The sequence below is a fragment of the Alphaproteobacteria bacterium genome (genome assembly GCA_033762625.1).
In the GTDB taxonomy this organism is placed as follows: domain Bacteria; phylum Pseudomonadota; class Alphaproteobacteria; order UBA9219; family RGZA01; genus RGZA01.
Window position 1 is genome coordinate 124,734 of record JANRLI010000011.1, and the last position, 11,087, is coordinate 135,820.

Annotated in this window: 14 protein-coding genes; 13 read left to right on the forward strand and 1 reads right to left on the reverse strand. The window is 47.6% G+C overall.

The window, feature by feature from the left end; translation table 11 throughout:
- The first annotated feature begins 8 nt into the window (after window positions 1-8).
- From rpsE to SFW65_06355, 4 genes are all read left to right on the forward strand, one after another.
- Window positions 9-644: a 30S ribosomal protein S5 gene (gene rpsE, locus SFW65_06340; GenBank protein ID MDX1922728.1), complete on the forward strand. Its 636-nt coding sequence runs from the start codon at window positions 9-11 to the stop codon at window positions 642-644.
- Between the two features lie 3 nt (window positions 645-647).
- Window positions 648-1,124 carry a 50S ribosomal protein L15 gene (gene rplO / locus SFW65_06345; GenBank protein MDX1922729.1) on the forward strand — a complete coding sequence of 159 codons (477 nt, stop codon included), beginning with the start codon at window positions 648-650 and terminating at the stop codon, window positions 1,122-1,124.
- Window positions 1,125-1,290: 166 nt separating this feature from the next.
- Window positions 1,291-2,637: a preprotein translocase subunit SecY gene (gene secY, locus SFW65_06350; GenBank protein ID MDX1922730.1), complete on the forward strand. Its 1,347-nt coding sequence runs from the start codon at window positions 1,291-1,293 to the stop codon at window positions 2,635-2,637.
- Window positions 2,637-3,302, forward strand: a complete 666-nt coding sequence (locus SFW65_06355) for an adenylate kinase (GenBank protein ID MDX1922731.1) — start codon at window positions 2,637-2,639, stop codon at window positions 3,300-3,302. Before secY ends, SFW65_06355 begins: the two co-directional genes overlap by 1 nt.
- Before the next feature lie 130 nt (window positions 3,303-3,432).
- On the opposite strand, the gene SFW65_06360 is transcribed toward SFW65_06355, so the two are convergent.
- A complete protein-coding gene (locus SFW65_06360; GenBank protein MDX1922732.1) occupies window positions 3,433-4,674 on the reverse strand; it encodes an MFS transporter in 1,242 nt (413 codons plus the stop codon).
- 162 nt (window positions 4,675-4,836) lie between these two features.
- Between SFW65_06360 and SFW65_06365 the strand changes: the two genes are divergently transcribed.
- The 9 genes from SFW65_06365 (at window position 4,837) to SFW65_06405 (ending at window position 11,000) form a co-directional block, all read left to right on the forward strand.
- Window positions 4,837-5,262: a response regulator gene (locus SFW65_06365; GenBank protein MDX1922733.1), complete on the forward strand. Its 426-nt coding sequence runs from the start codon at window positions 4,837-4,839 to the stop codon at window positions 5,260-5,262.
- Between the two features lie 8 nt (window positions 5,263-5,270).
- Complete coding sequence (locus SFW65_06370) at window positions 5,271-5,783, forward strand: chemotaxis protein CheX (GenBank protein MDX1922734.1); 513 nt, start codon at window positions 5,271-5,273, stop codon at window positions 5,781-5,783.
- Window position 5,784: 1 nt separating this feature from the next.
- Window positions 5,785-7,485: an ATP-binding protein gene (locus SFW65_06375; protein MDX1922735.1), complete on the forward strand. Its 1,701-nt coding sequence runs from the start codon at window positions 5,785-5,787 to the stop codon at window positions 7,483-7,485.
- Between the two features lie 338 nt (window positions 7,486-7,823).
- On the forward strand, window positions 7,824-8,204 hold the full coding sequence (gene rpsM, locus SFW65_06380; GenBank protein ID MDX1922736.1) for a 30S ribosomal protein S13: 381 nt from the start codon (window positions 7,824-7,826) through the stop codon (window positions 8,202-8,204).
- Between the two features lie 42 nt (window positions 8,205-8,246).
- The gene (gene rpsK, locus SFW65_06385; protein MDX1922737.1) at window positions 8,247-8,681 is read left to right on the forward strand and encodes a 30S ribosomal protein S11; all 435 of its coding nucleotides are present in this window, start codon (window positions 8,247-8,249) and stop codon (window positions 8,679-8,681) included.
- A gap of 72 nt (window positions 8,682-8,753) precedes the next feature.
- Entirely contained in the window at window positions 8,754-9,767 is a 1,014-nt protein-coding gene (locus tag SFW65_06390; protein MDX1922738.1) for a DNA-directed RNA polymerase subunit alpha, read from the forward strand.
- A 130-nt stretch (window positions 9,768-9,897) separates the two neighbouring features.
- Window positions 9,898-10,332: a 50S ribosomal protein L17 gene (rplQ, locus tag SFW65_06395; protein MDX1922739.1), complete on the forward strand. Its 435-nt coding sequence runs from the start codon at window positions 9,898-9,900 to the stop codon at window positions 10,330-10,332.
- Between the two features lies 1 nt (window position 10,333).
- Window positions 10,334-10,657, forward strand: coding sequence for a hypothetical protein (locus SFW65_06400; protein MDX1922740.1), 324 nt, complete (start codon window positions 10,334-10,336; stop codon window positions 10,655-10,657).
- Between the two features lie 10 nt (window positions 10,658-10,667).
- Window positions 10,668-11,000 (forward strand): multidrug efflux SMR transporter, encoded by a 333-nt coding sequence (locus tag SFW65_06405; GenBank protein ID MDX1922741.1) that lies wholly within the window; start codon window positions 10,668-10,670, stop codon window positions 10,998-11,000.
- Window positions 11,001-11,087 lie beyond the last annotated feature (87 nt).

Consider the following 11,087-nt stretch of genomic DNA (forward strand, 5'->3'; position numbering starts at 1 on the left):
GTACATTAATGGCGCAACGTCCTAAAAAACAAGAAGACGATAACAACAAGCGTTCTGAAAACCGTGGCGGTGAGCAACGCGGTGGTGAACAGGGCGAAAACCCGTTTATCGAAAAGCTGGTTGCCGTAAACCGCGTTGCCAAAGTGGTGAAGGGCGGTAAGCGTTTTGGTTTTGCAGCGCTGATGGTGATTGGCGATCAAAAAGGTCGCATTGGTTTTGCGCACGCAAAGGCACGCGAAGTGCCCGATGCAGTGAAGAAAGCAACCGAAGCAGCTAAACGTAACATGATCCGCATCCCATTGCGTGAAGGCCGCACCATTCATCACGATGTGTATGGCCATTTTGGTGCGGGTAAGGTTGTACTTCGCACGGCTCCTCCTGGTACCGGTATCATTTCAGGCGGACCAATGCGCGCGGTATTCGAAGTGCTGGGCGTACAAGACGTTATTTCCAAGTCGGTTGGTTCATCCAATCCGCACAACATGATCCTTGCAACCCTGGAAGCACTGAAGTCAACCGTCAGCCCACGCCAAGTTGCAAACCGTCGTAACAAGAAAGTCAGCGACATTGTTGGCAAGCAAAAAGAATATGGCGGCAAACTTGATGCAGAAGCTGCAACAAAAGAATCCGCGAAAGAGGAGTAAACAATGAAACTGAACGAAATTCGCGATAACAAAGGTGCACGTAAACGCCCGATGATTGTTGGCCGTGGTATCGGCTCTGCACAAGGAAAGACATCAGGCCGCGGCGTAAAGGGTCAAAAGGCACGTACCGGCGTTCGCTTGAAAGCGTTCGAAGGTGGTCAGATGCCATTGTACCGCCGTATGCCAAAGCGTGGATTTAATAATCCAAATGCAACGCAATACGCAGTGATGAACATTGGCGCCTTGCAACAAGCAATTGATGCGGGTCGTTTGAATGCCAAAGAAACCATTACCCAGGAAATGATGATTTTGGCTGGCGTTGTCAACAATGCAACTGGCGGCGTGAGCTTGCTGGCAAAAGGTGCGCTCAAGGCTAAAGTGAATGTGGTTGTTGCGCGCGCTTCTAAATCAGCTGTTGCTGCAATTGAAAAGCTGGGTGGCAAAGTTACCATTGCTGGCGCTGAAGCAGCTGCTGCGTAATCGCACATTGGCTTAACGCACTGCACAAATCATGATGATTAGGGAATGCCGGCGCAGGTGTCTTATACACTGGCCGGCATTTTCATTTGCACTATATGACCAGTCACTGTAAATTTTGCTAAGTAATTTAAGTCCTTCCATCACTTTCATACCCTCCGAGGAACGCATGGCATCCGCCGCAGAGCAACTAGCCTCTAACATCAATCTTGGTACCTTTGGTAAGGCAACTGAACTTAAGCAGCGCATTATGTTCACGCTGCTTGCGCTGATTGTTTACCGTCTTGGAACCTATATCCCTGTTCCGGGTATTGACCCTGTTGTATTGGAAGAATTCTTCCAGCAGCAATCGCGCGGTGTGCTTGGCATGGTTGATATTTTTGCTGGCGGCGCGCTTAGCCGTATGACGATTTTTGCACTCAGCATCATGCCGTATATTTCATCATCGATTATCGTTCAATTGATGACCGCCGTACTTCCGCAACTGGAAGCCATGAAGAAGGAAGGTGAAGCTGGCCGTGCCAAGCTCAATCAATACACGCGCTACCTCACAGTGTTCTTGGCGCTGATTCAATCTTATGCACTTGCAACAGGTCTTGAACACATGATGGGGCCATCTGGTCCTGCCGTGCCGGAAGCAGGTTTGCTATTCCGTCTAACAACCACTGTTACCTTAACGGCTGGCACATTGTTCTTGATGTGGCTTGGTGAACAAATCACCAGTCGCGGTATTGGTAACGGCACATCGCTAATTATTTTCTCCAGCATCGTAGCGCGTATTCCATTCTCGATCGTGAATGCTTTGGAATTGGGACGTACAGGCGCGTTATCTGTTGGCGTAATTATCCTGCTCATCATCATTATTCTGGCGGTGATTTATTTTGTGGTGTTTATGGAGCGCGCACAGCGCCGTGTATTGGTGCAATATCCAAAACGCCAAGTTGGCAATAAGGTCTATGGCGGTGAAGCAAGCCATTTGCCATTAAAGCTGAATTCCTCGGGCGTTATTCCGGCGATTTTCTCAAGCTCGCTCTTGCTCTTGCCACTTACTGCTATTGGCTTCTTGGGCGCAGACGCATCATCGCCTTGGGCGCAGTGGATTTCACAGCATCTTGGCCATGGCAGCCCGCTGTTCATGTTCCTTTATGCTGCACTGATTATCTTCTTCAGCTTTTTCTATACAGCGGTTGTGTTTAATCCCAAAGATACCGCTGATAATCTGAAGAAATATGGTGGCTTCATTCCGGGGATTCGCCCAGGTAACAACACCGCTGATTATCTTGATCATATTCTTACCCGTTTAACGGTTCTGGGCGCGATTTACATGGCGATTGTATGTTTGCTGCCAGAATTTTTGACGGCGGAATTTTCCATTCCATTCTACTTTGGCGGCACTAGCTTGTTGATTGTGGTGTCGGTAACCATGGATACGGTTGCGCGCATTCAATCCCAGCTTTTGGCGCACCAATATGAAGGCCTAATCAAGAAAGCAAATCTCAAAGGAAAACGTAACTAATGAGCGCAGCGGCAGAACCTATTATTTTACTTGGACCCCCAGGCGCTGGTAAAGGCACGCAAGCCCGCCGCCTCGAAGAACACTATGGCCTGGTGCAGCTTTCAACAGGCGATGTATTGCGCGCTGCTGTAAAAGCCGGAACGCCATTAGGCCGTGAAGCCAAAACCTATATGGATGCAGGCAAGCTTGTTCCAGATGATTTGATTATCCGCCTCATTGAAGAATGGATGCAAAAGCCTGAAGCTAAAAAAGGCTTTATCCTTGATGGTTTCCCGCGCACCGTTCCGCAAGCCAAGGCGCTGGATGCGATGCTGCAAAAGCGCAGCATGAAGTTAAAAGCTGTCGTAGAAATGAAAGTGGATGACAAGGCTTTGGTAGAGCGCGTGTCAGGCCGTTTTAGTTGTGCAAAATGCGGCGAAGGTTATCATGACAGCTTCAAGCCGCTGAAAAAAGCGGGCGAATGTGATAAGTGCCAAGGCAAGGAATTTGTTCGCCGCCCTGATGATAATGCGGAAACAATGAAGACACGCCTTGAAGCCTATCATGCGCAGACTGCGCCTATTATTCCATACTACCGCGACCAAGGTATTTTAGTGCAGGTAGATGGCATGGGCGAGATGAATGATGTCTATGCCGAGATTAAAAGCGTTCTAAAACTTGCTTAGAACTCTAACTGCGGCGTTGGCTTTTCGCCGATTTCTGCGCTTCCGGGGCTCACGTACTCCAGCGTACGCTGCGCTCCGGTTCTCGAACTCAACGAAAATCCTTAGCCGCAGCGAGATTCTAAATACTCGCTTAGGCCTTTTTATCTTCTTCCAGATATTCCAGCGAACGGCCGAATGTTTCCGGCAATCTAGATAGTGCAATGAGTGGCAGGATATAGCTTCCTGCCCCTACCAGCATCACAGCATCCAGTAATGGCATATGGTCCTTGAGCGCGCTGAGCGCCATGGTCATGGGTACCACGGAAGCTCGCGCAAAGTTCGGAACCGCTGTTGCAACCGTTGCACGCAGGTTGGTGCCAAAGCTTTCGGCTGAAATCATCGTCATCAATACCCAGCCGCCAGCACCAAACGCCATGAACCCATAAATCAGTTTTACGTCCAGTTCGGATAATGGGCGCGGAAGAAATAACAGGCCGAGTGAGCCGACAACCGAGATGATCACGAATAAAGCAAACACAGGTCTGCGGCGCTTCACGAGTTGGCATAATAAAATACTACAGAAATCCCCCAGTGGCAGGGCGATATTGCAATACACCATCAATATAGCGGTTGCGATAATCGGCAGTCCTGCGTTTGGTAAAATTTCCTGTGAAAATGTCATCAGAATTCCAAGTACAAACCAGGTAGGAAGACCCAGCATCATGCACCAAAAAAAACGCATGAAGCGTTCGCGTGTTGCAAACAACAAGCGGATATCACCTTTATTCGGGCAGTGCGCCACATTTTTAAAGATGTCGGATTCCATGATTTTCATACGGAACAGCAACAGCACCAAGCCCATGCCGCCACCAATCATGTAGCAGACACGCCATTCGAATAATTGCGCAGTCACGCCTGCAAATAATGCACCCGTAACACCCAGCGCCACCATAAAGCCGACACCAAGCCCGCGTTTTTCTTTGGATAAAATTTCGGAAATCAATGTCGCGCCAAGGCCAAGTTCGCCCGATAAGCCAAAGCCCGAGAGAAAGCGGAATACAGCAAAGCTTTCTACATTTGTTACAAAGCCGTTTGCGAGTGTTGCCAGCGAATAAGTCAAAATGGAAATAAACATCACGCGTGTACGGCCCAATTTATCGCCCAGCATGCCAAATACCAATCCGCCAATAAGCATGCCAACCATCTGCAAATTCAAAAGCAGAATGCCGGTATCCATTTGTTTAGCATCAGGAACGCCTAAATCTTTTAAGGCAATAACGCGGCTGGCAGCAAAGACCCAGATGTCATAGACATCGACAAAATAGCCCAGCGTTGTGACTAAAATAGTCATAACAACAAACGGGTTCATTTTTTGATTTGCGGTATTTTCCATGATTGGCGTGTTCATAATTAAAGTGAAACGAATAGATGTGTTAATAGAAAGCTAATAGAAGGCTGTCCTTAACCGCATGTCAATCCTTTCATGGCATGAATATGCAGTAATCATAAGACTTTTCTTTCATGTGCATCCTGTCTCCTTTAAGGATTTTTCGCCGTGCCCAGTGAACCGCAACCAAAAATATTGATTGCCGACGACCATTTTTTAATTCGGCAATTTGTAAAGCGCACCTTAGTGGACTCCGGCATGGAGAATGTCGATATGGTCAATGATGGAAACGAAGCGATTGAAGCCATCAATACATCCATCGAGAAGAAAGATTTATACGATATTGTGTTTTTGGATTGGAATATGCCGGTTATGGCCGGCATTGATGTGCTGTCATATATCCGCACCAAGCCTGTATATCAAAATTCGGCTGTCGTGATGTTTACAGCGGAGTCCGAAAAACAGAATATTATGAAGGCCATCAAGATGGGCGCGACATCCTATATCTTGAAACCGATTGCGCCGATGGAACTGAATAAGAAAATCCGTGAAATCATGGACTGGCTGCAAGGCCGGCGTCTGGCAAAGGTATAGGAGGGGTAATGACAACCAATCCTCCTTCCAAGCCGCTGGCGCTCGCATTGGGCGACCAGCTTGCACAAGATTTTTCGCATGCAGTGGGCGATGCCTTTAGCAAAACATTCGGTATTGAAGTAAAGACCGGCCGCTATTCGATTGGTGAAGGCGCCGTAAGCTTGACTGGCGATGTATCGGGCGTTGTTGGGTTTGTTCAGGAAAAGCTCGAGGGGACATTAACGGCTTGTTTTAATATGAAAACAATCCGTACTGTTTTACCAAGGTTATTAGGGGATGATATTGAAATCACGCAAGCAGTCGCGATGGACGCGGTTGGCGAGATCACCAATATGATTTTTGGCCAGATAAAAACCGAATTGAATAAGCGTGGCCATCATGTGCGCTTTGGTATGCCAAGTGTTATCAGCGGTGATGGGCATTTTATTTCGCAGCTTCATCAGGGCCGTTACATGATCATGAATTTCGAGTTGGAAGGCGGTGTGATTCAAATCCATATCGCCTTGCATCACGGGGTATAAGATGATGTCGGAATTGCCCACATCTGATCGGACGCTGCGGCAGGTGGAAATTATCCATACCAGCCTTGCCGGATTATCGCTCATTTGTATGGTATTATTGGCTGGGTTGTTGCTGCCAGTATTCGGCTTTAGCCATGTACGCTCACTTCCAGTTGCTGCGCTTATCTGTGTTATTGTGTGCGTGGGCGTTGGCTATCTTTATTTTATGAATTACTGCGCACACAAAATTGTCCTGGAACAGGCCCGTCTGACAGATGTACTCACAAACAGTTTAGGTCAAGGCTTTTTGACCTTTGACGCAAAAGGGATATGCGGGTCTGCCTATTCGCAGGCCTGTTGCACATTGTTAGAATGCGAAAAAATCCCCGGCAAAAAAATCGCCGATTTATTGAATGTAAGTCAGGAAGGCCGCGCTGATTTTGATGAATGGCTTAGCATTCTATATATGCCTGACCATGCGCTTAGTTTTGAAGATGCGGCGCGGTTTATGCCCGACCAGTTGTTGCATGATAATGGACGTGTGGTTCATTTGGCTTATCGCCCAGTGAGGGATAAACAAAAGCGTCTTGTGTGCATCGTGATGATTGCAACTGACAAGACCGAAGAAAAAGACGCCCAAAAACGTGTGGATACCGAACGGCAGTTTGTGGCGATGGTGTGCGCGATTTTTGCTGAAAAACAAAGCTTCATGTTGACGATGACCGAAATGAAAGAGATGGTCGAGCGTCTCACGCGTATTGATGCAACATTATTCAGCCCAGAATTTTTCCGTGATGTGCACACCCTTAAAGGTGCTGCGATGCATTTCAAGATGGAAGTGATGGGTGAAAAACTGCATGGGCTTGAAAACACATTGCGCCAATTGCAAAGCACGGTTGCAGAAATAGGTATTAATTCTGAAGCTCACGAAGCGTTATCGCAGCATCGCGCTGAGGTGCAATTGGAATTCGGACGTATCCAGAATTCGTTGCGTGCAGTTCTGGGGAATGAGAATGACCGTGTGCAGGGTATCATCGAAGTAGATGAAGACAGCCTTTATGATTTCGGTAAATTGCTCAAGCAGCATAATGTATCGCCCGATGTATATTATGCGTATCAAAATAATCTGTTATCCGTACCGCTGTTCACATTGCTGAAATCGCTGGATAGACAGATGTTGCCGCTGGCAGAAAAGCTGGAAAAGAAAGTTAAACCGATTATCTTCAGAGGCGAAGAAGTTCGCTTGCCTGCAAAACCCTTGCAGCATTGGCTTATGGCGCTTACGCACGTTGTTCATAATATCGTTGACCACGGTATTGAAGCGCCGATTACGCGTATGGCAAAGGGGAAAGACCCGCAAGGCCAGGTGACCATTGATGTAAAGAAAGTCACAGGAGATGATGGACGAAAATGGGTAGAGATAGTTATTTCCGATGATGGTGCAGGTATTGACCCGAACCGCGTGCGTCAAAAACTGATGACGGCAGACCCAGAAGGCAGTTGGCGTTTTGATGATGATGAACATATCATCCAGCAATTATTGACTCATGAAGTTTCAACCCGCGATGAAATTAGCATGTTGTCAGGCCGTGGTGCCGGCATGTCTGCTGTTTATCAAGAGGTACTGCATTTGAAAGGTCAGGCCGTGTTACGTTCTGAAATGCATAAAGGTACCCGCCTTATCATGCGCCTGCCCGAAAGCCTGCTGACTGAGTTCAAGTAGGGCCAAAACCCGCTTTTCGCACACATATAATATGTATTTCCTCAAAACAGATGCTTTGGCCTTAGGGTGCTAAGCAAAAAACCCTTAAAAATCAATCTGTTCATTCTGGCCTAAAGATTAAAGAGGGGTTAAAGCCAGCCCTTGACTCAACCCTGTCAAGGCCTTACTTTCCGCCCACAATTTTCTGAAAACGGGCGTGGCGTTTAAGACGTTTTTTTTCAGGGATATAGTTTTTACAAAAAAGCGCAACCGACTGGATGTGCCTGATTAAAGGGCGGATTTGGTGCGGCTTTTTTTGTTTTTGGTTTTTGAGTTTTTGTTTTCTTGAGGAGAAGCGCGTGGCTCGTATTGCTGGTGTCAACATACCTACAAATAAACCGGTATGGATTTCGTTACGTTATATTTTCGGTGTGGGCCCTTTGCGTGCTCGCCAGATTTGCGATGCGCTCGCTATCCCTGATGCGAAGCGCGTGAACCAGTTGAGCGATAGCGAAATTTTGAAAATCCGCGAGTTCATTGATGCGAACTATAAAGTAGAAGGCGATCTTCGCCGCGACATCGCGATGAACATCAAACGCCTGATGGATTTGGGTTGTTACCGCGGCTTGCGTCATCGCAAGGGATTACCGGTTCGTGGCCAACGTACACACACCAATGCGCGTACGCGTAAGGGCCCTGCGAAGCCAATCGCTGGTAAGAAAATCGCAACCAAGAAGTAATTGGCAAAAAATTATTAGTTTTACTATTTGAAGGACACGAACATGGCTGAACCAAAAAAAGCTGCAAAAAAAGAAGATGCAAAAGCACCTGCAGCAGGCGCACCGCGTACCAAACGCAAAGAACGCAAGAACATTGCTGTTGGTATTGCAAAGGTAAACTCTACCTTTAACAATACACTGATTACGATTAGCGATGGTCAAGGCAACACCGTTGCATGGTCATCATCTGGCGTTGTGGGCTTTAAAGGCTCGCGCCGTTCAACCCCATATGCTGCACAGATGGCTGCTGAAGACGCAGGTAAGAAGGCATTGGAACATGGCATGCGTTCACTTGAAGTTGAAGTGAAGGGTCCTGGTGCTGGCCGTGAGTCTGCATTACGCGCATTGCAGTCGGTTGGCTTCATTATCACCTCCATTAAGGATGTGACGCCAATTCCACACAATGGTGTTCGCCCGCCAAAACGTCGCCGCGTATAAAAATACCCGCGTTTTGTGTTTAAAGAATTTTTGTTTTTACCCTGACCCATAAGGAATAACCGAATGTCGCAGATGCTGCAGAAAAACTGGAAGCAACTTATTCAAGCTAACAAGCAAATCGGACAAAGCGTTGATCTGACCCGTTTTGCAACCCTCACCGCAGAACCATTGGAACGCGGTTTTGGTACCACCCTTGGTAACGCACTGCGCCGCGTATTGTTGTCATCGCTGCAAGGCGCTGCAGTAACCTCCATTCAAATTGATGGCGTGTTACACGAGTTTTCGTCTATCCCCGGTGTACGTGAAGACGTAACCGATATTGTTCTCAACATTAAGTCGCTCGCGCTTCGGATGCACAGCGAAGGCCCACGCAAGATGCGCCTTTCTGCTGAAGGCCCTGGTGAAGTTCGCGCAAAGGCAATCCAAACCGGTTCTGAAATTGAAATCATGAACCCTGAATTGGTGATCTGCACCCTTGATAACGGTGCAAAGCTCAACATTGAATTCACCGTTGAAACCGGCAAGGGTTATGTTCCTGCATCCCAAAACCGTAAGGAAGATTCACCAATCGGCCTGATCCCCATCGATAGCCTTTACTCGCCAGCACGTAAGGTTTCTTTCAAGGTGGAAAACAGCCGTGTGGGTCAAGTAACCGACTATGACAAGCTTTCATTGCAAGTTGAAACCAATGGTGCAATTGCTCCAGAAGATGCGGTGGCAATTGCTGCACGTATTCTGCAAGACCAGTTGCAATTGTTCATCAACTTCGAAGAGCCAAAAGCACATATCGCTGAAGCTGTTAAAGATGAATTCCCATTCAACAAGAACTTGCTACGCCGCGTGGACGAGCTCGAACTTTCCGTTCGTTCTGCAAACTGCCTCAAGAACGACAACATCATCTACATTGGTGATTTGGTTCAAAAGTCAGAAGCAGAAATGCTCCGCACGCCAAACTTTGGCCGCAAGAGCTTGAACGAAATCAAGGAAGTGCTTGCACAAATGGGCCTGACCTTGGGTATGGAAGTGGCTGGTTGGCCACCTGAGAACATCGACGAATTACTCAAGAAGATGGAAGAGCCATACTAAGTCTAAGTAGTAAAACGGGCCATGGTGGCCCACTGCTTTTGTACCATCATGTTTGTAAAATGAGTGGGCAAAGGCAAACACAATCGGTCTCCAGAATCTGGAGCCAAGCGAAGAAAAAAGGAAGTGTACTATGCGTCACGCAATGTCAGGTCGTAAATTAAACCGCACAGCAAGCCATCGCAAAGCGATGTTCTCCAACATGGCGGCAAGTCTTATCAAACACGAACAAATCAAAACCACGCTTCCGAAGGCTAAAGAACTTCGCACCGTTGTGGAACGCCTTATCACGCTCGGCAAAAAGGGTGGCATGGCAAATCGTCGCCGCGCATTTGCTGTTTTGCGTGATGATGCAATGGTAACCAAGTTGTTTGATACTGTTGCAACGCGCTATGCGAAACGTGCAGGCGGCTATACGCGCGTATTGAAAGCTGGCTTCCGTTATGGCGATGCAGCTGCAGTTGCAATTATTGAATTGGTTGACCGCGATGTATCCGCAAAAGGTAAGGACAGCGGCCCAAATCCAAACGAAGAAGTATTGGATACCGTATCTGAAAAGGCTGCCTAAGATGCACGTTCAAGCAACAGAGCGGAAAACATTTTCAGCCGCTCTTTGCTTGTTCCTGAGCTTATCGCTTGGGGTTTGCTTGTTGTCCGGCTGCGCCTATTTACGTAGCCCAGACAGATCAACCGATAATATTGAAGTTCCTCATACATCGCCAACAACGGATACAAAGCGCGAAGCCTGTGTTCGCGCCTGTAATCAGGAGCGCGATATTTGCAGTGCTGGCCCTGAGTCGCGCAACACGGTGTTTGATGCACCAACAGCTGTGGTTGGAGCAAGCGCGGGGTGCGATAAATCCCTTCGCGATTGTCTGCGTTATTGCAAATAAGGGTTAGTGCATGGCATGGGTTTATCTCATTCTTGCAGGGCTTTGCGAAGTGGCATGGATTGTCACACTCAAACTCAATGACGGATTCACTAAACTAATCCCAAGCCTTATTGCGCTGGTCTTTATTCTGGCTAGCCCGTTCTTTGCGTCACTTGCCATGAAATCGCTCGGTATTGGCACTGGCTATACAGTATGGATAGGTGTGAATTGTGTCCTTCTTACACTGCTTAGCACGTTCTATTTTAATGAGCCGATTACATGGCAAAAAATCCTTTGTATTTCACTTATCATTGCGGGGGCTGTGGGCCTAAAACTGATTGAAGGGGGTATTATCAAGTCCTGAACGTGGTAGTGATATGCCAAATTCTTGCCCAACTTCTTGCTCATATCTTGGGGTGCTCTATATTATCCTGATGGATGGAGGCTCCCT